At 50.0% G+C, this 23526-nt stretch carries 21 protein-coding genes and 1 pseudogene; 14 read left to right on the top strand and 8 right to left on the bottom strand.

What is annotated here, in order from left to right:
• The first annotated feature begins 258 nt into the window (after positions 1–258).
• The 3 genes from ACO0LM_RS14320 (at position 259) to ACO0LM_RS14310 (ending at position 3007) form a co-directional block, all read left to right on the top strand.
• Complete coding sequence (locus tag ACO0LM_RS14320; RefSeq protein ID WP_423037959.1) at positions 259–1467, top strand: RtcB family protein; 1209 nt, start codon at positions 259–261, stop codon at positions 1465–1467.
• A gap of 3 nt (positions 1468–1470) precedes the next feature.
• The gene (locus tag ACO0LM_RS14315; protein ID WP_423037958.1) at positions 1471–1644 is read left to right on the top strand and encodes a hypothetical protein; all 174 of its coding nucleotides are present in this window, start codon (positions 1471–1473) and stop codon (positions 1642–1644) included.
• Positions 1645–1882: 238 nt separating this feature from the next.
• Positions 1883–3007 (top strand): DUF1624 domain-containing protein, encoded by a 1125-nt coding sequence (locus tag ACO0LM_RS14310; protein WP_423037957.1) that lies wholly within the window; start codon positions 1883–1885, stop codon positions 3005–3007.
• Between the two features lie 60 nt (positions 3008–3067).
• Here ACO0LM_RS14310 and ACO0LM_RS14305 read toward each other — a convergent pair.
• A pseudogene (locus ACO0LM_RS14305) lies at positions 3068–3259 on the bottom strand (YbaK/prolyl-tRNA synthetase associated domain-containing protein); the annotation flags it as partial.
• 457 nt (positions 3260–3716) lie between these two features.
• Here ACO0LM_RS14305 and ACO0LM_RS14300 point away from each other — a divergent pair.
• Together ACO0LM_RS14300 and ACO0LM_RS14295 are read left to right on the top strand one after the other, a co-directional pair.
• Entirely contained in the window at positions 3717–5093 is a 1377-nt protein-coding gene (locus ACO0LM_RS14300) for an MBOAT family O-acyltransferase (RefSeq protein ID WP_423037956.1), read from the top strand.
• Positions 5093–6100 carry an alginate O-acetyltransferase AlgX-related protein gene (locus ACO0LM_RS14295; protein ID WP_423037955.1) on the top strand — a complete coding sequence of 336 codons (1008 nt, stop codon included), beginning with the start codon at positions 5093–5095 and terminating at the stop codon, positions 6098–6100. The genes ACO0LM_RS14300 and ACO0LM_RS14295 overlap by 1 nt, the downstream gene beginning before the upstream one ends.
• A 181-nt stretch (positions 6101–6281) precedes the next feature.
• Here the strand turns inward: ACO0LM_RS14295 and ACO0LM_RS14290 are convergent, their stop codons facing one another.
• Entirely contained in the window at positions 6282–7148 is an 867-nt protein-coding gene (locus ACO0LM_RS14290; RefSeq protein WP_423037954.1) for a LysR substrate-binding domain-containing protein, read from the bottom strand.
• Positions 7149–7253: 105 nt separating this feature from the next.
• On the opposite strand from ACO0LM_RS14290, the gene ACO0LM_RS14285 reads away from it, so the two are divergent.
• Genes ACO0LM_RS14285 through ACO0LM_RS14275 form a run of 3 tightly spaced genes read left to right on the top strand, consistent with a single transcriptional unit; the run spans position 7254 to position 8605 of the window.
• Positions 7254–7607: a carboxymuconolactone decarboxylase family protein gene (locus ACO0LM_RS14285; RefSeq protein ID WP_423037953.1), complete on the top strand. Its 354-nt coding sequence runs from the start codon at positions 7254–7256 to the stop codon at positions 7605–7607.
• 3 nt (positions 7608–7610) lie between these two features.
• Entirely contained in the window at positions 7611–8015 is a 405-nt protein-coding gene (locus tag ACO0LM_RS14280; RefSeq protein ID WP_422986417.1) for a tautomerase family protein, read from the top strand.
• 11 nt (positions 8016–8026) lie between these two features.
• The gene (locus ACO0LM_RS14275) at positions 8027–8605 is read left to right on the top strand and encodes a DUF4865 family protein (protein WP_423037952.1); all 579 of its coding nucleotides are present in this window, start codon (positions 8027–8029) and stop codon (positions 8603–8605) included.
• An 86-nt stretch (positions 8606–8691) separates the two neighbouring features.
• Here ACO0LM_RS14275 and ACO0LM_RS14270 read toward each other — a convergent pair whose 3' ends face one another.
• Positions 8692–9117, bottom strand: a complete 426-nt coding sequence (locus ACO0LM_RS14270; RefSeq protein WP_423037951.1) for an Ig-like domain-containing protein — start codon at positions 9115–9117, stop codon at positions 8692–8694.
• Positions 9118–9349: 232 nt separating this feature from the next.
• On the opposite strand from ACO0LM_RS14270, the gene ACO0LM_RS14265 reads away from it, so the two are divergent.
• Positions 9350–10063, top strand: a complete 714-nt coding sequence (locus ACO0LM_RS14265; RefSeq protein ID WP_423037950.1) for an SOS response-associated peptidase — start codon at positions 9350–9352, stop codon at positions 10061–10063.
• An 8-nt stretch (positions 10064–10071) separates the two neighbouring features.
• Positions 10072–12498: a tetratricopeptide repeat protein gene (locus ACO0LM_RS14260; RefSeq protein WP_423037949.1), complete on the top strand. Its 2427-nt coding sequence runs from the start codon at positions 10072–10074 to the stop codon at positions 12496–12498.
• Positions 12499–12533: 35 nt separating this feature from the next.
• Here the strand turns inward: ACO0LM_RS14260 and ACO0LM_RS14255 are convergent, their stop codons facing one another.
• Positions 12534–13436 (bottom strand): LysR substrate-binding domain-containing protein, encoded by a 903-nt coding sequence (locus tag ACO0LM_RS14255; protein ID WP_423037948.1) that lies wholly within the window; start codon positions 13434–13436, stop codon positions 12534–12536.
• A gap of 127 nt (positions 13437–13563) precedes the next feature.
• Between ACO0LM_RS14255 and ACO0LM_RS14250 the strand changes: the two genes are divergently transcribed.
• Positions 13564–14808, top strand: a complete 1245-nt coding sequence (locus ACO0LM_RS14250; protein ID WP_423037947.1) for an MFS transporter — start codon at positions 13564–13566, stop codon at positions 14806–14808.
• Here the strand turns inward: ACO0LM_RS14250 and ACO0LM_RS14245 are convergent, their stop codons facing one another.
• Positions 14809–15222 (bottom strand): ester cyclase, encoded by a 414-nt coding sequence (locus ACO0LM_RS14245; protein ID WP_423037946.1) that lies wholly within the window; start codon positions 15220–15222, stop codon positions 14809–14811.
• A gap of 172 nt (positions 15223–15394) precedes the next feature.
• Here ACO0LM_RS14245 and ACO0LM_RS14240 point away from each other — a divergent pair, with 172 nt between their 5' ends.
• Together ACO0LM_RS14240 and ACO0LM_RS14235 are read left to right on the top strand one after the other, a co-directional pair.
• On the top strand, positions 15395–16282 hold the full coding sequence (locus tag ACO0LM_RS14240; RefSeq protein ID WP_423037945.1) for an alpha/beta fold hydrolase: 888 nt from the start codon (positions 15395–15397) through the stop codon (positions 16280–16282).
• Positions 16283–16391: 109 nt separating this feature from the next.
• Positions 16392–16847 carry a cache domain-containing protein gene (locus tag ACO0LM_RS14235; RefSeq protein WP_423037944.1) on the top strand — a complete coding sequence of 152 codons (456 nt, stop codon included), beginning with the start codon at positions 16392–16394 and terminating at the stop codon, positions 16845–16847.
• Between the two features lie 77 nt (positions 16848–16924).
• Here the strand turns inward: ACO0LM_RS14235 and ACO0LM_RS14230 are convergent, their stop codons facing one another.
• Both ACO0LM_RS14230 and tviB read right to left on the bottom strand, forming a co-directional pair.
• A complete protein-coding gene (locus ACO0LM_RS14230) occupies positions 16925–17977 on the bottom strand; it encodes an NAD-dependent epimerase/dehydratase family protein (RefSeq protein WP_423037943.1) in 1053 nt (350 codons plus the stop codon).
• A gap of 18 nt (positions 17978–17995) precedes the next feature.
• Positions 17996–19270 (bottom strand): Vi polysaccharide biosynthesis UDP-N-acetylglucosamine C-6 dehydrogenase TviB, encoded by a 1275-nt coding sequence (gene tviB, locus ACO0LM_RS14225; protein ID WP_422986437.1) that lies wholly within the window; start codon positions 19268–19270, stop codon positions 17996–17998.
• Between the two features lie 221 nt (positions 19271–19491).
• On the opposite strand from tviB, the gene ACO0LM_RS14220 reads away from it, so the two are divergent.
• Positions 19492–21528 carry an ATP-binding protein gene (locus ACO0LM_RS14220; protein ID WP_423037942.1) on the top strand — a complete coding sequence of 679 codons (2037 nt, stop codon included), beginning with the start codon at positions 19492–19494 and terminating at the stop codon, positions 21526–21528.
• Positions 21529–21634: 106 nt separating this feature from the next.
• On the opposite strand, the gene ACO0LM_RS14215 is transcribed toward ACO0LM_RS14220, so the two are convergent.
• Entirely contained in the window at positions 21635–23518 is a 1884-nt protein-coding gene (locus ACO0LM_RS14215) for a polysaccharide lyase family protein (protein ID WP_423037941.1), read from the bottom strand.
• Positions 23519–23526 lie beyond the last annotated feature (8 nt).

Genomic DNA, 23526 nt, shown 5'->3' with positions numbered 1-23526 from the left:
CCCTGTGCGCGACGCTCGGGGTTAAGGCACAGCCTACCCGAGCCGGTCGTTTTTTTCGAAAACCCCGGTGAGGAAACTCGTCGGGGTTTTTCAATTTCCGGACCTGTATGGTGGTTTGGGCAAGCAGCACTTCCATGGAATGATTCCATGGCGGTCGGGCTTTGCTCATCCCAAAGAAAGCATATCGGTATCAGAAAATATTGCTTGATATAGCATGATATAGCAGAGAAAAACACCGGCATCATAGAAAGAATATGTATGCCTATAGCAAAGAGTTTGCATAAGGGACGTGTCCCTGTGCATATTTTTACGGACGATATTGATCACACTGCCTTGCAGCAGTTGCTGAATATTGCCAACCTGCCCATTGTTCACCCCCATGTGGCGGCCATGCCTGACGTGCATGCCGGTATAGGTGCAACGGTGGGGAGCGTGATACCAACCCGGTCGGCGATTATTCCTGCTGCCGTCGGTGTGGATATCGGTTGCGGCATGAATGCCGTGCGCACGACGTTGACAGCAAGCCAGTTGCCTGACAATCTGGCCAAACTGCGCAGTGCACTGGAAGCTTCCATTCCTGTCGGGTTTGAACAGCATGAATGGAACAAGGTACGTGGTTCGGCCCATGCCCGTGTTGGCAGGCCCTTGAATGACAGGCTGGACAAGATAGTGGCCAGACACAAGGGCATCATGAAAATGCAACACAAGTTTGCCCAAACCTGGATCTGTCAGTTGGGCACACTGGGTGGTGGCAACCATTTCATCGAAATCTGTATTGATGAAGAACAGCGCGTCTGGGTCATGCTGCATTCCGGTTCACGCGGTATAGGAAATGTCATAGGACGCTATTTCATTTCCGCCGCAAAGAAGGATATGCTAAGACATCAGATTCATTTGCCGAACAAGGATTTATCCTATTTCAGCGAAGGCTCTGAACTGTTTGACGACTATGTCGAAGCAGTTGACTGGGCGCAGGACTATGCCCTCGTCAACCGTAGCGAAATGATGCGTCGTGCGCTGGATGTGTTGGCGCAGCAGGTAACCAGCTTCAAACTGGATGGTGAGGCGATCAATTGCCATCACAATTATGTGTCACAGGAAACCCATGCGAATGAAAAGCTGTTCATTACACGCAAGGGTGCGATTTCTGCCCGCGCTGGTGAAATGGGTATCATTCCTGGCAGCATGGGCGCGCGCAGTTATATTGTCAGGGGCAAGGGTAATCCTGAATCTTTCTGTTCATGTTCACACGGGGCAGGGCGCAGGATGAGCCGTACTGAAGCCAAGCGCAAATTCAACCGCTTCGATCTGGCAGCACAAACTGCTGGTATAGAATGTCGCAAGGATGGTGGCGTGGTAGATGAAATTCCGGCAGCGTATAAAGATATCGACCAGGTGATGGCACATCAGCATGACCTGGTAGAAGTAGTGCATACGCTGCGTCAGGTTGTTTGTGTGAAAGGGTAGAAGATGAAAATCCGTATTAAATTACCCAAACCCAGGAACCCCCTGGCCGTATTGGCAAAGCAACGCCAGGCCGGTGCCCATGGCAGCTACCGTGTCGAACGTACCGAACGTCGAAAAGCAAAGCAGAGTCTGCACAAGGTATTGAGCGGACGCGCGAAAGATGGGGATGGCGACTGATTGGCTTGCCATGCACTGATTTTCGTAGTTGATTGAATCAGCCCTCTGTCTGGACAGGATAGAGGGCTTTTTCTTGTCGACAATTTTCTGGCATGGTCAGGATAGGCATAAAAAGAACAGTCTTACCTGATTTGGCATGACAGAATTGGAAATCCTTTGTGGTTTGCAAGCGGACATCGGTAAAATCTGTGCATCAAAAAGACATAACCATGCTTCCTTGAAAACGGGAAAATATCTCATGAACAAGCAATCGCGCCTGCAGGCTATCGATTTATTGCGCGGACTGGTGATTGTGCTGATGGCGCTGGACCATACCCGCGATTTTTTTACCCCCACGGCTTTCGATCCGCTGGATTTGCAACTCGGTTCTCCGGGCTTGTTCTGGACGCGCTGGATCACGCATTTGTGCGCGCCTATTTTTGTCATGCTGGCTGGTATGTCGGCATTTTTACGCAGCCAGCACAGAGACAAGAAAGACATGTCGCGCTATCTGTTTAGCCGTGGTGCCCTGCTGGTATTGCTGGAATGGACCTGGGTCAGCTTTAGCTGGCAATTCGGTTTCACGACTTTCATTTTGCAAGTGATATGGGCCATAGGTGTCGCCATGATGGTATTGGCTGGCCTGATCTGGCTGCCACGCTGGGCCTTGATCATCTGCGCTGCGGCACTGATCTTGCCGCACAATCTGCTGGATGCCTTGCATGGCAAGGATAGTGGCGTACTTTTCATGGCCTGGCATCAGGGCGGGTATTACCCGCTGTTGGGGGATATCGGTATTTATTTTGCCTACCCCCTCATGCCGTGGATAGGCTTGATGGCAGGCGGTTATGCGATTGGCCCCGTCATGCTGTGGGATGCAAGACGCAGACAGCATCTCTTGTTTGCAGCGGCAGCAGTCTTGTTGTTCAGTTTCATCATTTTACGTAGCGGTAATTTTTATGGCGACCCCGACCCATGGAGTGCGCAAGGGAAAAACTTCTTGTTTGACCTGATGTCCTTTGTGAAGGTGCATAAATATCCACCTTCATTGTTGTACCTATGCATTACCCTAAGTATAGGGCTGGCCGCACTGGGATTACTGGAGCGTTATGTACAACGCCCCTGGCCAACGCTGATGTTGTTTGGCAAATCACCCATGTTTTTCTACCTGGTACATATTGCCCTGATCCATGCGCTGGGCTGTCTATATATGCAGACGCGCTACAGACAGCAGATTGATTTCCGCAGCAAAGGTGTGGTTATTCCTGATTATGAACCGTCTTTGCTGATCTGTTATGTGGCCTGGATAGTGGTACTGGTGCTGATGTGGTGGCTGACCAGTTGGTGGAACAGGAATCGTCAGAAGACAGCCCCCGGCATGTAGGTCACATCGGCGCAGTGAGGCTAGTGGACTGTAACAGTTGATTGCATGTGGATTGTTGCATCAGGCAGTGGCGCAAATATCACATAGCATCGGTTTGGCAATACGCAAATAGTCATCTGTGTTCAGGATGATGAAGGTATCGAGTCGACCGGCATTGAAGGAAAGTTCTGTATAGCGTGCTAATAGCGACCGGTCCAATACCAGTTGTATATCATCAGAGAAGAAAAAGGGTGGTATTGCGTCTATCACACAACCGGTTTTCGCATCGTAACCTCCTGTGGTGCAAAGCCGGTTTTTTCACTTGCACGGCTGCGAAAAGAGCTGTTGAGCATTTTAGCTCGTGGCATCGCTTTGCCAAATCAATGTTGAATATGACAACCAAGTTTAGGTAAGATGTGCACTGCATCTCCCAACGTATTATGAAAATGCTCTTTTCAAGATGAAATGAGTTCTACGGATTGAGGTTAGACGGTAAAATGCATTTTTCTCGCAAAATGGACGTGATTTCGGCACCACTCCTATGCTTAAACAGATAAATCTCGATGACCGCCAGTATGTGAGATCATCTGAGTGCTTTTAAAAAGTAAATATGCTTTTTAACTCTTACGAATTCATTTTCGTTTATTTACCCTGTGTCTTGGGTGTATTTTTTCTTGTAGCTAAAAAATCCCATTCACTGGCGGTTTTCTGCCTTGCCATTGCATCCTTGGTGTTTTATGGCTGGGTGACGCCACAGTTGGTCTTGCTGTTGCTGACCTCTATCATCTTGAATTATGGATTTGCCCGTTCCCTGATGCACGCAAAAAATCAGTATACGGCCAAGTATCTGCTGATATTTGCTATCGCCCTCAACCTGGCGAACATCGGTGTTTTTAAATATGCAAATTTTTTTTTGCAGACAATTAATGTAGTGCCAGGGATACACCTGCCCGTACCCGATATTGTGCTCCCGCTGGGTATTTCATTCTTCACGTTTACCCAGATTGCTTTTTTGGTGGATGTCTACAGAGGCAAAGCACAAGAGGTTGATTTTATTCATTACCTGCTGTTTGTGACCTATTTCCCTCATCTCATTGCCGGCCCCATCATTCATCATGCACAGGTGATGCCACAGTTGTTGAATTCGGAGACGGGGTGCCTGAAGTGGAATAATGTGGCACTTGGACTCAGCATTTTTACTGTTGGCCTGGCCAAGAAAGTTTTACTGGCAGATAATTTTTCAGCTACTGCCGATGTAGTATTTCAAGCGGCAAAAAATGGGGATATGCTGGCATTGGAAAGCAGTTGGGTCGGTGTTTTGTCTTATACCTTGCAATTGTATTTTGATTTTTCTGGTTATTCAGATATGGCAGTCGGCTTGTCGCTACTATTTGGCGTGCGCCTGCCAGTGAATTTCGCTTCACCCTACAAGGCAGAAAGTATCATTGATTTCTGGCGGCGCTGGCATATGACCCTGTCGCAATTCTTACTGCAATACTTGTATATTCCTTTGGGCGGTAACCGCAAGGGATCAGGCCGTCGCTATCTTAATTTGGGTATCACCATGTTGCTGGGCGGATTATGGCATGGTGCAAACTGGACATTTCTGGTGTGGGGTGGGTTGCATGGCGTATTCTTGATCGTGAACCATCTTTGGCGTGAGGTGGTAGCGAGGCATGTGACATTGAAAATCTTTTCACCACTGACTTCGCGCGCATTGAGTTGCATGCTGACCTTTGTCTGTGTGATGTTTGCCTGGATATTCTTTCGGGCGGACAATGTATCCGCTGCGGCGGTCTTGCTAAAAGGCTGCATGGGAGAGGGTAATTCCTTCATTTTTACACCCATGATATCCATATTGTTTTGGGACGTACCATATTTTTCTTTTTTGGCATTGGGTTGTTTTTTGATCTGGTGCCTTCCCAACACACAAGAAATTTTTTCTTATTCCGATCAGGCTGAATTACCTTGTAAAACCCAAAATGAAAAGAGATGGCATATTCGATGGATTCCCCACCCTCTTGTCGGACTGTTTTTAGGATGTGTCTTTTGTCTGTCGTTAAGTCATTTTTATAAAGTTAGTACTTTCCTGTACTACCAATTCTGATGATATCTGACCTCAAAACCAGGCGATATTTACTGGCCTTTTTGGCACCAGTATTTTTATTTTCGTTTTTGCTTTTTTCTCTTTCCTTGTACTTTAAATTTCCTATTGATGATATGGTTAGGGCCGGCTTGTGGGTGCAAAGGGATTTTATTGAGCACTCAGCGCAGCCAGTGGTCTATCGTAGAGAAAGCGGTAAGGATTTGGCTGCCCCGGCGATTCTGGTATTGGGAGATTCTTTTTCTGATGAAAATAACTGGCAATCTTTTTTGCCGGCTGACAAGCAGTTTAAAGCATTGACTTTCCATTATAAAAATGTTGGTTGCGCCACGAATTGGATGCGCTGGAACTTGCAGCAAGAATCACCCTCAGTCCATACAGTTATCGTTCAGGTGATAGAGCGCGATTTCGTTTGGCGCTTCCGTCAGAGTGCGTGTCGTGACGATGTACCAATACCTGTAGAAATCTCTTCTGGCATTATCGTTCGCCGGCATCCAGTTTTCAAATTGATCAAAGATCCGGAATATTTGTTACGTTTAACAAAAAACTCCTGGAGCACTGAACAATTGCGTGATCGCATTGTTGTAGGTGACGCTGTTAATGTTTCAATGAGTACTGGAAAGTTATTTTCCAATAACAAATCAGATCGTCTATTGTATTTCCGCACTGACGAGCGAAAGAAAGAATGGGACAAAGCCATGATCACGCGTTGCATTGCCAACTTGAAAGCGCTACAGGAAATGGCTGCGCAGCGCGGATGGAAATTCTTGTTGATTATTGTTCCGGATAAATCAACGGTATATAAACAATTTGTTCGTAATGCGGAAGACAGGATTAACTATCCAGATGTATCTTCGGAAATTGATGCCGCAGGAATAAACCAAGTCAAACTTTTACCGTATTTTGAACAACAAGCGAGCCAGGTCGTTGATTTATATCGCCCAGGAGATACGCATCTTAGTTTCCGCGGTTACCAGCTTATGGCTAAAAAAATCCAAGAAAAGCTTTAGAGATTGTTGCGGAATTAACCTGGCGTTGTTGTGTCGCCGGAATGTAAAACCCGTACTAAAGTACTGTCTGTGGCGACAGCGCCTAGCCAGGGACGCCGAGTCATCTTAATTTCGCAACAGCGTCTTAGTCGTTATTTGGATAATGTCCAACTAATCTTGTGCATCAGTTATTACCCAAGAACTAAGCCAATGCCTCCAGAATAATCTCCCGCAATCTTTGGATAGCCATCTCCGGCTCTGCTTCCATGCGATGTAAGCTCAGGCCTAGCATTGGCAGTTCCGGGAGTGCCGGATTGTCGATGATGCGCAAGTTGGCTGGCAGGCCGATTTCTGTGCGTACGGTTATTCCCAAACCGGCGGCGACAGCGGCCCAGATGCCGCTGAGACTGGGGCTGGTGAAGGCCAGGCGCCAGGGGATGTGAGCACGATCCAGTGCAGCGGTAGCGCAACTGCGCATCAGGCAGGGCGCTTCAAAGGCAACCAGGGGCAAAGGATCTGTAGCCGTATTGATCGGTTGAAGATGGGGGTCTGCTGCGCCTATCCAGTGCATGGGATAGTTGCGCAAGTGCTCACTATGCGGGGTGGTGATGCCGCCATCCCAGGTCAGGGCCAGGTCCAGCTGGCCACTGATAATGAGGTCCAGCAACGTGGTATTGCGGGCAATTTTGGCCTCTATCCTGACTTTGGGATGGGCACGTGCAAAGCGGCCCAGCACCTCGGTAAGTATGCGCTCACCAAAGTCTTCGGGCATGCCCAGCCTGATCCAGCCTTCCAGCTCAACGCCACGCACGGCTGCTGCGGCTTCGTCATTCAGTTCCAGCAAACGGCGTCCATACGCCAGCAGGGTTTCGCCGGCCGCAGTGGGCAGCATGCCGCGCCCGGCTTTGCGCAAGATGGGGGTACCAACCTGCTCTTCCAGTTTCTTGAGCTGTGCGCTGACTGCAGAAGTCGATCGCCCCAGCCTGTCTGCGGCCTTGGCAAAACTGCCCAGCTCTATGCCTGTCACGAAAGTGCGCATGACATCCAGATCAAAGGTGATCTTGCTCATATGATAATCCTGTTTTTCTGAACTATTGGTTTGAAATTATCTGATTTTATGGATGAAGATAGTCCGGTATCGTGATGCTGTCAATCACTCTTCAGGAGCCACAGCATGCGAGCAGCAAGTACCATCGCCCGTGAATTAATGGGAGACATCGCCCCCAAACTGGCTGAACTGACTGACCAGGTCTTGTTTGACGATGTGTGGCAAAGACCGGGCTTGCCCAGCCGCGAACGTAGCCTGATCACTGTCGCCACATTGATCGCCCTGAACCGTAGTGAGCAATTACCCTTTCATCTGCGCCGCGCCATCGACAATGGCGTGACCCATGCAGAACTGGCGGAAGTAATCACTCACCTTGCATTTTATGCTGGCTGGCCATGCGCAGCGTCTGCCGTCACTGCATTGCGCCAGTTGTCACCCCTGCAATCCGCGCAACCTGCCTCATCTACCACTAAGGAATAAATCATGCCTATGAGCCGCCTGTCTTTGTTAAAGGGCAAATCGCCCGCTTATCTGCAAGCCCTGTCTGATGGCTTGCATCAAGCCCTGGTCGACGCTTTTGAAGTACCGCCTACGGACCGCTTCCAAATCATTCATCAGCATGATGCGAATGAATTGATCTTTGACCGTCATTACCTGGGTGGCCCCCGGTCGGCTGATTTTGTGCTGATCCAGATCAACGTCGCGCGCGTGCGCAGCATCGCTACCAGACAGGCGTTTTACCAGCGCCTGGTTAGCCTGCTGGCGCAGTCACCGGGCTTGCAGCCGCAAGATGTCATGGTCATCATCAGCACCAGTGCGGCAGAGGATTGGTCGTTTGGCGGAGGCCTGATGTATGACGGTGTGCCCGCATTCGCATCCAGGGCTTAAGGAGCTTTCATATGATTGCCATGCAATACAACTTTGTTTTGCCAACTGACTACAATATGGATATCGTGCGCCAGCGTATCGCCAGCAAGGGCCATATGCTGGACAACTTCCCTGGTCTGGTTTTTAAAGCTTACCTGCATGCCAGCAAACACGGCGTGAGCACGCCATCCATGCACAATGTATACGCCCCGTTTTATCTGTGGGATGGCAGTGAGGGCATGAACAATTTTCTCTGCGGTGACGGCTTTGCGGCGGTCTCGCAAGCCTTTGGCTGGCCTGCAGTCAAACACTGGGCTGTATGGCATAGCCATGTGGATGACAAGGTCCGCAGCGCCAGGTTTGCGACCCGCCAGGTCATTCCCGTTGCACCTTATAGTGCCCTGGGTACATTGCGGGAAGTTGAAATTGCCATTGTAAAAACCACTAGTCAGCAAGATGGCGCGTTGGCAGTGCTGGTGGCTTTTGATCCGAGTGAATGGACGCTGGTGCGCTTCACATTATGGTCAGATACTAGTGCTGCCCTGGCTGTGGGTTTGCCGGCAGACGTGCAGTGCTATGACGTGGGACATGTGTCAGCACCGGGGCGATAGGCAGGATTGGTGTGGATGTGGGGGGAGGGACATGTTTGATGGCCTGAAATCTCCCCCGCTGTGTAGGGCACTATGTTTGAAGCCGATTATTTCTTCGGCTCACTCTCCAGCACTGAAGTAGACCACATCAGGCGTACTTTCTTTCCTTCAGCATCCACGATGAACTGCGCCTTGTCTACCCCAAAAAAACCCTTGGCTGGCGTATATTGATAACTGCCGCTTGCAAGCTGCTCCAGCTTGCCGTGTTCAGGTTTTTTCTCCACCAGTTTTACCTGGCAATCGGGGGCTTTCTTTTTATAGGCGGGCTCGCGGAACCAGCCAGCAGAGCGCAATTCATCACAGGCTACTTTGGCAACATCCCAGGTAACAAATTTTTGCTTGGCGTCCACCGCAATAAATCCCCCTATGGTCAGGGTCTTGGCAACGTCTTTTTTTTCTGTGGCCTTGGCAATGATGGCAGGTGGCGATGCATGGGTGCCTGCATCTTGTGGCATGTCGTAAAAAATCATCAATCGTCTTTCTGGTAATGGCAATCCCCAAGGGGAATAGTGTCTATAAGTATCGCATATAAGTCTTGACGCGCATACTTTGCCAGAACGGCAGATTTGTCAAGGCAGCACCTGCTGCGGTAGATTCTTCTACCTGGTATAAGATAAGGGTTTTCTCCACAGTACATCTGTGCTGTTATGTTGTTATCTGGATACCCGTGGTAGCCTGGACAAAACCTCATGAAAGATTGTTGGTATGTGCATCAATTTCACCCCTTCCACCAAAACAGGGCTTGGTTACTTTGACGTGAGCAGTAATCCGCTTGCAGAATGGGAAGGGGAGACCTGGCAAGACTATGACGCACCTTTCATCTTGCACGATGCCAGAGGGCAGCGTCAGGCATTGCTGGGTCAGTACAGTATGATACCCAAGTCAAAGATAGCGCCTGGTGTAAAACGTTTTTCCACCATGAATGCGCGTGCAGAAACCCTGGGCGCATTACGCAGTTATGCACCCTCATGGCAAACCGGTAAATTATGCCTGGTCCCCATGCAGCACTTTTTTGAACCCAACTACGAAAATGGTGTGGCCGAACGTTGGCGTATAGGCTTGAAAGATACGACAGATTTTGCCGTGGCCGGCTTGTTCAAGGAATGGCCAGAGCCAGACGGCAGCGTCAGTTATTCGTTCACCCAGATCACCATTAATGCTGACGAACACCCCTTGATGAGCCGTTTCCATAAACCAGGGGAAGAAAAACGTTCGCTGGTCATCGTGCCACCGGAAGACTTTGACGAATGGCTATCTTGCCGCGACCCCGAATTCGCCCGCGCTTTTTTACGCCCCTATCCGGCAGAGTACATGGTCACCGAAGTAGCGCCGAAAGAAAAAGTGGTGAAAGCCGTCAAACCTAAAAAGATGACAAAGCCAACAATCATCGTGCCGACGACGATGGATTTATTTGATTGATAGCCCACATGAATATTTTAGACTTTTTACCGGAAGACTTAGAAATCTTCCCCAGAAAACCAGTTGAGATTCGCTATCAAGATGGTAGTTCGGTTCAAATTAATGATCTTATAAAATTACCAGATGAAAGGCATGTCAGTGTGGTTGATATGTTTGAATTAGGAGGAACGAAGGGAATCCTAATTCTATATGGTCATTTGGTAACCTGTTTCTCTTTTACAAGTCAAAATATTTCGGTTGTTAAGAGAGCTGAAACTTTCTCACATTATCCGGCTACCGCAGAAATCATTCGAAGTGCAGACGCAGGTGAAGTGAACGCAATGTTCCATCTGAGTCAGCTATTTCATTTCGGCAATGGCGTTTCACAAAATATTGAATTCAGAAATAAACTTTATTTTTTGGCGGCGGATTTAGGGCATGCCTCCGCAGCTTATCTCATCGGGAAAGAAAAGACGAGTGCAACAGAGTCGTATCCGTGGTATCTGCGTGCTGCAGAATTAGGACATGTGTCCGCAATGGACGAGGTGGCAAACCTCCTCATAAGCGGACTTGCAATAGAAAAGGACAAAATAACCGGATACTTTTGGCGCAGCCATACCAATGGCCTATATAAATTGGGTGTCTTGTGGGAGAAGAAACTCGACGAACGTATAGCAGAAATACGTAAATCGCCTGTCGATTGTGACAGGCAAGCTGTATTTGATCAGGCAATGTCAATTCTCAATACCAAAGCACAAAGGAAGGATATTTTGCTGGCTGTAGAACTGCTGGAAATATCCGCTAGTGCTGGACACGGCCCAGCGCAGATTGAGTTGGCTGAACAATATTCAAGAGGTCATTTGGTAAGAAAGAATATAGATGCGGTAAGGTACTTTTTGTTGCAAGTCGAAAAAAGTGATGATGGGGCTGCCCTTGGAAAGCTTGCGCAGAGGTACTTTGATGGACATGAAGTTGAGAAGAACATTTCGCGCGCATTTGAACTTTGGCAGCGATCGACTGAACTTGGCGATTGTGATGCGCAGTATGCCCTTGGACATCAGTATCAATCCGGTGAGCACATCGAGAAAAATCTGGAGTTGGCCTTTCAATTATTTGTGCAGGCAGCAAAGAAAAAGCATATACCAGCGTCTTATCGTATGGCACTTTGCATGGAAAACGGCCTTGGTGTTGAAACCGATGTTGAAAAAGCGATTTTTCATCTTCAACAAGGAATTGACCAGAACTATGGCCCCGCATTCGTTCGAATGGCTGAGTTATATGAGGTTGGAGAATATGTCGAGAAAAATTTAAAAAAAGCGTTCTCGCTATATAAGATAGCCGCTGATGTTCACGGTATAAGTCAGGCCTTTTTCAAAGTCGCCTATATGTACGAGCATGGCTTGGGAGTAGCTCAGCAATATAAAGAGGCACTCGAGTACTATGACTACGACACTTATCATCAAGGTTGTTCTGAATCCGCTTATCGTGGAGGCCTTATGCATAAAATGGGTCTGGGGACCATGGAGTCGTTGAGTTATGCCAGACTTTTTTTTGATGGAGCCGCAGCAGACGGACATACAGACGCCAAGCGAGAAATGGAATTGCTTGCTACCCCAGCGGCATATGAGATTGAATCAAAATATTCAGGGCATCTGAGGGATTTGTTTTTCGCTATTGAGAAATACGATGCTAAGGCGCTTTGGGAGGATGTCATACTCAAGCATTGGCCAAGATTGGGAGAGGCTAGGGAATATTATCTGGAGTTGAGAAACAGGAAATGCGCTTATAAGCCATGGCCCCCTGTATCAAGATACGATCTATGGACCCTTTTTTATACAATGCGCGCCAACGAGATTTTAATATACTCATTACATCCTTCCCGTTTTAGATACCGTAAGCACAATGTGAGTTTAGAAAGATACGTAGCATTATTTGAGCATATTGGTTTTGATATTCACTGGCCATTGGCGTTTCACACTTTTGACTGCGAAGTCGTCGAAATTGAGCAGACGGAAGACGAGACTATAGAAATTACCAAGATTTTTTGGCCCGCAATCATGCTCGGAAATATGATGTTTTCTCGCGCAGGAGTAAGCGTACGCGCACCAAAGCATTTGTTAACAAAAGGAATTGCTGAAAGCCATTGCCTGTATTGGACTTATGAAAGAGAGTCAAGATCGAAAAGTTTCCACGAAAATAGTAATGACTGGATTGCATTTCGCCGAGATTTTGATCTTGGTGATCGCTATGCGTATAACGTGGATGGCGGTGGTTCGATTGAAACCTTTGATCTGTGCAATCCATTTGACGGTGATTTTGTGGATTCAGATTTGACGGTCGAGCAACGTATAGATTTGTTGCGATATCGATGCATTGTTAATATGGAACGCAACCAATATCAGGATTTTTGGCCTTTTTACGATTATTACGAGGAACCCAAAAGCAGTTTGATTTAGAAGGTCGTCAATTCAAGATTTTATGAGTGATCTATTTAAGCCAACTCCGCCGCCAACCCGACAAACGCAGTCACCAGCGGCGACATCTCATTCTTGCGTTGCGCCAGCAGCAATGATGTAGTTGCACCGGCATCAGCGACGGGCCGGTAGCAGATGCCGTCGAAGTGGATAGTGTAAAACGAGCCGGGCAGTATGGATATGCCGCAACCAGCTGCTACCAGGCCGATGATGGTGGAAGCATCATTGGCTTCTTGTGTCACCCTGGGGGCAAAACCAGCCGCATGGCACAGGCGCAAAATGTGCGGATAAATGCCGGTGCCGGCGCTGGTTGGGTACATGATGAAGGGCAGTTGTGCCAGATCCTTCATGGGAACTTTTTTCTTTTTCGCCAGCGCGTGCGTTGTAGGTAGTACCACTACTAACGGATCTTCACGCAGAGCCTTGAAGCGCAGTGGTGAAGAAACGCCGCGCGCCAGTTCGCCGCCTTCGGGTGGACGGATGAAGCCGACATCCAGGCCATGTTGGCTAATCGCTTCCAGCTGTTTATTCGTTGCCATTTCACGCAGTGTCAGCGTTACGTCCGGATATTGCTGTCTGTAGCCATTGATGACGGCAGCAAACAAGGGTGTGAAAGGGGTGGAAAAGGTAAAGCCTATGCGCAGCTCGCCGGTTTCGCCGCGTTGCGCACGGCGTGCAGTTTTACTGGCCTGTTCGGACAAGGCCAGTATATGCCGTGCATCCTGTAAAAACAGCTTGCCGGCTTCTGTCAGGCGCACCCAGCGTTTGCTGCGTTCAAACAACTGCGCACCGACATCGGCTTCCAGCATCTGTATGGCATGGCTTAATGGTGGCTGGCCTATGTGCAGGCGTTCTGCTGCACGGGTGAAGTGCAACTCCTCCGCGACAGCGATGAAATACCTGAGATGGCGCAGTTCCATATTGTTATCTGAGTAGTTATCTAATTAGTTATCTAAAAAAAGTATTACTAAGTACTTTAATATATATTGGACGCTATAAAAGCGCAAATATAAGATAGTCGCTCTTTGATAGTCCAGGTGCAGCATCATGACGGTCGCAAGCAGCCATAATCCTCAGCAGATCAGCCAGATCAAGCAAGTAAGTCGTATCGCTGCAGGTACCCCTGCATTCAGGCCTATCAATCGTGCCATGGTGTTTGGCGGCTTTTCCACTTTTTCCTTGTTGTACAGCATGCAACCGCTGATGCCTTTGCTGGCTGTGCAATTCCACCTGACACCTGCCCAAAGCAGTTGGGCCTTGTCCATCTCCACATTGTCGCTGGCCCTGTCCTTGCTGATTAGCAGTGCCATCAGTGAACGCGTTGGCCGCAAGCCCATGATGGTGACCGCGCTGGCCCTCGCTGCAATCGCCACGCTCTTGTGCGCGTTGACGGAAGACTTTTCGCAATTGCTGGTCTTGCGCGGCTTGCTGGGCTTCGCCCTGGGTGGCATGCCTGCGGTAGCGGTGGCTTATCTGGGGGAAGAAATCGAAGCCACCTCCATGGGCCTGGCCGTTGGCCTGTACATTGCAGGCAGTGCCATGGGCGGCATGGTAGGGCGCCTGTTGACGGCGGTACTCAGCGATTATTTTTCATGGCGCACGGCCATGGCGGCAATGGGTGTGGCAGGCATCTACGCGGCCTGGGAATTCTGGCGCAGCCTGCCGCTTGCACGTAATTTCAAGCCTGCCGAAGATGTCTGGAGCACCATCAACAAGGGCTTGCGCATGCATCTGTCAGACAGTGGCTTGTGCATGTTGTTCTGTCTGGCCTTCATGCTGACTGGCTGTTTTGTCAGTATGTATAACTATATCGGCTATCGCCTGCAGGGTGCACCATTTGGCTTTAGCCAAAGTACAGCCGGTGCCATCGCCCTGATGTATGTGCTGGGCATGGGCAGTTTGGTCTGGGTGGGCCGCCTGGTTGACCGCATTGGTCGCCGTAGTGTGCTGTGGCTGGTCTTGCTGGTGATGATCAGTGGTTTGCTGCTGACTTTGTCCAATTCATTATTCATCATGGTTCCTGGCGTCGCCCTGTTTACTTTTGGTTTCTTTGCCTCGCATTCCGTCGCCAGTAGCTGGGTCGCCCGTCGCGCCCAGGCCCATAAGGCAGTCGCATCGGCCTTGTACCTGTGTTTTTATTACCTGGGTTCCAGCCTGATAGGTTCATACACAGGCGTCATTTGGGCATCACACGGCTGGCAAGGCGTAGTCATGTTATTGGGTGGCTTGCTCAGCGTCGGGCTGATGATTACTTTGCGCTTGCGCACGTTGTTGCCGGTGGTGGCGGCGTAATCAGGCTTGCGCGCCTATCTGCTGCATCAACCCCAGCCTGTCAATTTGCACCCAGGCATGACTGATCCTGCCGTTGCTGATTTGATAAATGACATTGCCATGTTGCGTCACGGCTTTGCCTGTCGCTGGTACACCGGCAAACGGGCCATGATGTATTGCTGTAAAACTCCATCTGACTGCGATCCTGTCGGCTTCGCCAAACAAGTCCTCTATCACAAAGTGCACATTAGGAAAGGCTTTGCGCAAGCCACTGATGTTGGCAGCAAATTCGGCCTGACCGCGTTCACCGCGGTTGCTGGAAAAATCAGCTGATACCAGCTCGTTGGCCAGATCCAGATTGCCGGTATTAAAGCAATCTTCATACAAGCGACGTATGAGTTGTTTGTTTTGTTCAAGCAGACTTGCGCTGTTCATGGTTATTTCTCCGGAAAAGAACTTGGGGGTATTCAGGGATGAGTGTAAAACTTCAAGTTAACTTGAGGTCAAGAATAAATCGCAACAAAGTTCAAATAGTCACTGACCCGAAGATAGCTTGCACTTCAGGCACTCTCTGCTACACTACTTTTTTCTTTGTGGAGCTGCCCCTATGTTTACACGACGTCGTTTGCTGGCTACCGCAGTTGCGGTAAGTTGCGTTACCCTTATTCCTTTGCTCGCTTCGGCAGCTGATTTCAGCTCGGATCGCATCAGCGTCAAAACAGAAGGTGAGGGCAGGGACGTTATTCTGGTACCCGGCCTGAGTTCTTCACCGCGTGTCTGGGCTGAGCTGGTCAAGGCGGTGCCTGGTTATCGCTATCACCTGGTACAGGTATCCGGTTTTGCCGGTCAGGCAAAAGGAGGCAATACCGAAGGTGCCGTGGCGGCGCCAGTGGCGGAAGAAATCGCCCGGTATATCCAGCAGCAGGGTTTGCAAAAGCCTGTTCTTATCGGGCATTCCATGGGAGGCTCGATAGGCATGATGGTGGCTGCAAGGCATCCTCAGGCGATCAGCAAGTTGATGGTGGTGGATATGTTTCCTTTCCTGGGGATTATGTTTGGGCCACCAGGAACAACGTCGCAAAGTATCAAGCCCATGGCAGATGACATGTTGGCTAAAATGCGCGCAGCCGAACCAGCAGCACGTGCAAAAAGAACAGAAGCCACCATCAACAGCATGATCAACACGCTCGCCATGCGCCCGGGTGCACTTGACGATGGGCAAAAGAGTGATCCTGACGTATCTGCCCGCTCGTATCACGAACTGATCATCACGGACCTGACACCGGAACTGAAAAATATCCTGGTACCCACCACAGTCCTGTATGTGCTGCCTAACGGGGTGCCGCTTACTGAAGCGCAGATGGACATGTTTTACAAGGGAGCTTATGCAAGTGTGAAAGAGGTCACGCTCAAGCGCATTCCATCCAGTGCCCACTTCATCATGTGGGATCAACCTGAACAATTCCAGGCTGAAGTAAAAGGCTTTCTCAATTAAACCTGAGGCAGGGCTTCGGGGAGGGGGCGCATGTGTCCATGCGGCAGTGCAGCTTGTGTATGCAAGTATTACTGCCTACACTGGGTGTTCCACCTTCCCGGAGACATTCATGAAACAGTATGTAAAGTTTGTTCTGGCATTACTGACCAGCCTGTTTGTTTCTGGCGCAATGGCGGCAGACAGTCCGTCTGATGCGATAGATATGGTTGAAAAAGGCCTGGCCTATATCAAGAAAAACAGTGTTGAAGCTCTGGTCAAGGAAATTAATAATAAAAATCCTGAATTTATCAAAGGCGATGTGTATCTCTATGTGCGGGCATTGGATGGAACCACGCTGGCTCACCCTGTCAATCCCAAGCTGGTGGGCAAGAACATGCTGGTTTTGCCAGATGCTGACGGAAAAATGTTTCGCAAGGAAATCGTTGAAGGTGCAAAAACCAAAGGCAAAGGCTGGGTCGATTACCGCTACAACAATCCGGTCACCAAAGAGCTGGAAAACAAGTCAACCTATTATGTGCGCAACGGTGATGTAATATTGGAAGCGGGCATCTATAAAGGCAAATAAAGCCATAGCAAATAAAACTGACTGGCTATGCGGCATGCGTAGCCATTTCAAACCGGAAATGCATTTGTTGACAGTGTTTATTCCAAATCCAGAAAACCGGCGCGCTGGGCGGCAACATACCAGGGAATCGCTTCCTTGATTCCATCCGCAATTTTATACAGCGCCCGGTAGCCTAACAAAGTCCTGGCCTTGTCCACATTGGCCTGGCTATGCCTGACATCCCCAGCACGAAAATCGCGGTAATGCGCTGCCTGCTCATAAGTGATGCCATTCTTATTCAGGGTTTGTTTGATGGCGTCAAACAACTGGTTCAGCGTGGTCCGGTCACCCAGGGCAACATTGTAGACTTCGCCTCGAGCTTCATCATTTGCCAGTGCAGCCAGCAAGTTGGCTTCGATGGCATTGCGTATGTAGCAAAAATCACGGCTGGTTTCACCATCGCCGTTAATGAAAATAGCTTCCCCATTCATCATGGCGGCAACCCATTTGGGTATGACGGCGGCATAGGCCCCGTTCGGGTTTTGCCGCTTGCCAAACACATTGAAATAACGCAGACCCGTGGCCTTGAACTGATAGGTCTTGTAAAACACATCCGCATACAACTCATTCACCAGTTTGGTGACGGCATAGGGTGACAACGGGTTACCGATTTTATGTTCGAGCTTGGGCAGGTCAGGGTGGTCACCATAGGTGGAGCTGCTGGCCGCATAGGTAAAGCTGGCTACCTGTGCATCCCTGGCCGCTACCAGCATATTGAGAAAACCATCAATATTGGTAGCGTTAGTGGTGATGGGATCATTGATACTGCGCGGGACAGAACCCAGCGCAGCCTGATGCAATACATAATCGACGCCGGCACAGGCTTGCTGGCAGTCTGGTAGTTGACGTATATCCCCCTGGATGAAGTGGAAATTATTCCATTGTTCTGTGCTGACCAGGCTGCGTACTTCATCCAGGTTTCTCTGGAAGCCGGTGGCAAAATTATCCAGCCCCGTCACCTGTTGATTCAGCTTCAGCAAATGCTCCAGCAAATTGCTGCCGATGAAGCCGGCAACGCCGGTAATCAGCCAGTGTTTGGGTTGCTTCAGGAGTTGTGCTTCCAGTGTCTGCAGTGTCTGTATAGTGCTCATAGTACTTATTATGCTGGCTTAAAGACGTAAATCTGTTGCGTCAACCGGGAACAGATATTTCAGGTCATACAGCACATGTCCGGGTTTGCCAAACTGGCGTATTGCTTCCACGCCCAGTTCACGGAATTGCTGATGTGCCACCGCGACGATGATACCGTCATAGGCATGTGCCTTGGGCTGCGTTACCGGCGTCAGTTGATATTCTCTTTGTGCATCTTCAGCACTGATCCAGGGGTCATACACATCTACTTCGCAATGGTAATCCCTTAATTCGGTAACGATATCAATCACGCGGGTATTGCGCAGGTCAGGGCAGTTTTCTTTGAATGCCAGGCCCATCACCAGAATATTGGCACCATCCACCTGTATCCTGCGCTTGGTCATGCCCTTCACAAATTGCGAAGCCACATAAGCCCCCATGCCATCATTCAAACGTCGCCCGGCGAGGATGATTTCAGGGTGATAGCCTATGCTTTCAGCCTTATGGGTCAGGTAATACGGATCAACGCCTATGCAGTGGCCACCGACCAGGCCGGGGCGAAACGGCAAGAAATTCCATTTGCTGCCAGCAGCCTGCAACACCGCTTCGGTATCGATACCCATCTTGTTGAAGATCAGCGCCAGTTCATTGATCAGCGCAATATTCAAGTCGCGCTGGGTGTTTTCTATGACTTTTGCCGCTTCCGCCACCTTGATTGATGGTGCCCTGTGGGTACCGGCGATGATGATTTCAGAATACAGGGCATCCACCAGATCCGCGATTTCTGGTGTAGAACCAGAAACCACTTTCCTGATCGTTGTGACCCGATGTTCCTTGTCGCCTGGGTTGATGCGTTCCGGGCTGTAGCCACAGTAAAATTCCTGGTTGAATGTCATGCCAGAAAAACGCTCCAGCACAGGCACACAATCTTCTTCGGTACAGCCGGGGTAAACCGTCGATTCAAATATCACCAGGGCACCGGCAGTCAATGCCTTACCCACCAACTCACTTGCCATCAACAGCGGAGACAGATCTGGCTGTTTGTGGATATTGATTGGTGTCGGCACGGTAATAATGAAGCAATTGCATTCTGCCAGCAGCGCAGCATCGGTCGTGAAACTTAAATGGCTGGCGGCTTTTAGCTCGGCTTCTTCCGTTTCCAGTGTATGGTCATAACCTGCCTGCAATTGCTGCACGCGTTTGGTATTGATATCAAAGCCCAGTACCGGGCGTTTTTTACCAAATTCGACCGCAAGCGGCAGGCCCACATAGCCCAATCCGACGACGGCAAGTTTTATATCAGTTAATTTCATGACGGACATTTGGTTCTTGGCACTATGCATGTTGTTTATTGCATTATGCGTGAAAGCAGGCTTTTTGTGCGGGTTCATGTGCAAGTTAGCGTTTTTGCCACCGGACGTATCGCGCAAGGGTAGGAAAAAGTGATCGCTTTACGCCGATTTTCAGGCTTGCGCCTTACAATGGCAGCCTATTGCAAACAGGTCGCCTTCTTTTGTTGCCTTCTTGATACCGTATGAAGAAAATTTTCCCGCTCAAGCGACTATCCATCAAGTTAGCCATGTCTCTGTTTGTCGTGCTGGTTTGTGGAGTACTTATCGGTAACAATGTCTGGCAAATGTGGAAGACGCACGACATGGCTCTGCGTGCGGGTGAAGTGGCAGCAGGCAATCTGGCACATGCCATGTCTCAGCATTCTGGCGACACCTTAAAGGCCGTGAATGCCACAATCATTTCTTTGGTGGACCGGCTGGAGCAGGATGAAGTGCTGGCTGGCCATGCCGAGAAACTGGCTTTGTCCTTGAGCCGCCAGCGCGAAAGCCTGCCCCAGTTAAAACAACTGTCCGTCACCGATGCAAAAGGCAGGGTACTGGTATCCACCGCAGCAGAATTTACCCAGATCAGCGAACTGGAAAACGCCAATTTTATCTATCACCGTGACCATGCCAATATCGTATGGTACATCGGTAAATCAGCACAGGTGCTGAATGACGGTAGTTGGGTATTCATGATGTCGCGCCGTTTCAATCATGCCAACGGTGATTTTGCCGGCATCGTACTTGCCCATATCAACGTAGAGTTCTTCCTGAAATACTTCAATAGCATCAACCTGGGTAAAAAGGGTTCCATCGCCATGCTGACTGAAGATGGCACCCTGGTCTTGCGCCGTCCCATGATGCTGACGGCCATAGGTAAAAATTACAGCAGCAATCCCATTTTCCGCCAGCAAATCTCGGTCGCAAAATCCGGTACCTTTGCCGTTACTTCCCGCCTCGACAAGGTTGAACGCGTGGTTGGTTACAGCCATCTTGACCAGTTTCCCCTGATTGCTGTCGCCGCCTTATCCAAGGACGAGATACTGGAAGGCTGGCGTTCCAGTGCCATCGTGCTAGTCATTGGTAATGGTGTGCTGGTGATTATGATGATGATTTTTGGCAGCGTGATTGTCCGCCAGTTCAGCCGGAAAATGGAGGCCGCCGCAAGCCTGTCGCAATTATCAGCCATCATCGACAGTTCGGAAGATGCCATCGTCGGTGCAACCCTGGCCGGTGTGATTACCAGTTGGAATGCCGGTGCCGAAAAACTGTTTGGCTATACCGCCAGTGAAGCCATAGGCTTGCCAACCACTACGCTATACGCAGATGAGCAGGCTGAGCTTGCCGAGAACCGCATCGGCAGCATAGTCAGGGGTGAACCAGTCAGCCACTTTGAATCCACCGGGCGTCGCAAGGACGGTAGCCAGGTCCAGCTATCGGTAGTGATGTCGCCCGTGCGCGATGGTGAGCAACAGATAGTCGGTGCATCCACCATCGCCCGTGATATCTCTGAGCGCAAACAGGTTGACACGATCAAAGCTGCCTTTGTCTCTACTGTCAGCCATGAACTGCGGACCCCGATTACGTCGATTCGCGGTGCCTTGGGCTTGCTGGAATCCGGCACCATCACGGAACTGTCACCCAAGGCCCTGCAACTGGTGCGCATCGCCCACAACAATAGCAAACGCCTGGTGAGCCTGGTCAACGATATTCTGGATATCGAAAAAATGGCCTCTGGTTACATGAAGTTTGAAATTCAGCGCGTAGACCTGGCTGCCCTGGCCATGCAGGCCATCGAGGCAAATGCCAGCTATGCCCAATCGCACCAAAGTTATCTGGTGCTGGAGCAGCATCCCAAATTCGCCTGGGCCATGGGCGACCCCGACCGCATCATGCAGATATTTGCCAACCTCTTGTCGAATGCTGCCAAATATTCGCCAGTGAATGAAAAAATCAGCATCCGGATTACAAGAGTAGAAGAACATTACCGAGTAGAAGTCGAAGACCACGGTGCCGGCATTCCCGAAATGTTTCGTTCACGTATTTTTGGAAAATTTGCACAGGCTGAAGAGCATGGCGAAAAAAACCTGGGTGGTGCCGGCCTGGGCTTGAACATCACCAAAAACCTGATAGAAAAAATGGGTGGCGAAATCGGTTTCGAATCCGAACCCGGTATCCGCACCGTTTTCTGGGTCACCTTGCCAGCCAGTGAACGGCGGCGGGATGATCAAGTGTAATTGATCAGCCAACCACAGAATTTGACAATAATTGGTGGCGATTCTTCCGCCACCATTGCGAGCTTATAAGAAAAAAGCAAGAAAAAAAAACAAGAAGAAAAATGATTTACTGCGGCGCCAACCTGGTCCCCGCAGCCTCCAGCCTCAGGTAATCGTATTGCGTGATGCCGGTGTTTCCTCTTCCTGTTTTTTGCGTTATCACAATCGAATTTGCACCTGGCTTTAGCAGGTCAGGGGGAATCGCCATACGGGTTTCTGCGAATGCACCGTGGCTGCCCAGGCGGACTGCAGGGTGGCTAGGCACGGGGGCCTGGTAGCTGCCTATCTGTGTTCCATTGACCCTGACCACCAGCGTGGTTTCTGAAGATGCCAGTCCTATATACAGCGACGCTGGTGCATCCTTGCCGGGGGCTTCGGTCAATGTGAAATTGATGGTCCATGGGGCATTGCCAAACTGCGCGTAATTCCAGTCCTTGTGCCAGTCGCTTTTGCCGACGGTATAGGTCAGTCCGGTGAAGAAGTCGGGTTTGATATACGTCGCCCATAGGGAATAATTGAAGGCACCGTTGCGGAATTCCTGTGAGTCGCGGTCTGGCACGCCTATTTCCCACACCGTAGGGGCAACCCGCGACGGTTTCCACACTACCGTGCCCAGGTCTTGTGTGCTGCCAGCGCGCACTTCGACATTGGCTTTCTTGTAGGTGCTGATATTGCCAGCACCAAATGCCCATAAATGATAGGTACCAGGCACAACATGCGGAATGCTGAATTGGCCGTTGGCATCGGCCTTGACCCAGAACTGATAGGTTCGGCCCTGTAGCTGGAAGTCAGTACCCTGGTCGTCTGGTGCCAGGCCTATCCACGCTCCTGCAGAGGATGCAGCCGGGTTGCCACTATCACTTACTTGTAAGATGCCTTTGACGGTGCCGCGTTCAGATTCCTGTGCATAGTCGGGATTTTTGAACCAGCTATATGGCCAGGCGGACTGTTCAGCCGCTGCCTGTGCTTTTGCGTCTTGCCACAGGGCGTCGACAACTTTTGGCAGCGGATCAGCAGGGTTGCCCTGGTAACTGTTGGCGTAGATAAAATAGGGGCCGTAGGTCTTTTTGAAGGTGCTACCAGCAGCCATGGTCAACTGGTTGCCCATGCCGTAGTGCGTGCCATTGAGCATGTTCAGCAGGGTGTGGTTCATATGCACAGTCAGTTCCCGCTTCATGGGGCCACCGTTGTAATACTCGTGGCTGGGCACAGTCATCCAGATGCCGATGCGTTTGCTGGTACTGCTCCAGCCCCAGACATCGAGGTTACCCAGGTCTGCGCTATAAGAATATTTGCATTCAAACTCCCCGGCGTAGATGCCGGTCGTCAGCCTTGTCACTTCTTTGGGGGCACCTGGCACGCGTTCGGCGGCAGCCATGTCAGCCATGGTTGGCATCTTCTTCTGGCGCAAATGATCCACACTCAGCCAGTCAAACACCGGGCTGACATACGCATTCGAACGCCATTCGCCAACATCAGTGCCGGGGTAGGATGCCGGGTGATCCAGCATGGCGGTCACGTAATAGCCTTGCGCACCGCGTTTCAGGCTGTAATACACATCAACATCCATCGCTGCATTGGACGATTTCCCCGACCAGGGGCTATGTATCTTCACTTCTGCATAGTCGCCATTGTTGGAACGTGGGTCCACCATCAGGGTGGCCGTACCATGTGGCCCTTCATAGGCTGGTGCGTTCCAGCTCCAGTAAAACTTGCCACCCTTGTCACCGCCACCAAACAGATTCATGCCCTGATAGGTAAAGCTGTTGATGGTGGCATCAGTCTTGTTGATATTGATTGCGACGATGCCGTTGTCAAGAATAAAGCTGTCACCATTGTCCTTCAGTGACACATCAGGGCCACTGCCGTTACCACCGCCGGGTACATTGGCGTAACACAAACTGGTGGTAAGAACATATGCGGTGACAATAGCAAGGCGAAGATTTTTCATGGAGATAG

The sequence above is a fragment of the Undibacterium sp. Di26W genome (assembly GCF_049340265.1).
Lineage (GTDB): Bacteria > Pseudomonadota > Gammaproteobacteria > Burkholderiales > Burkholderiaceae_D > Undibacterium.
This window is presented reverse-complemented; position numbering and strand designations above follow the sequence as displayed.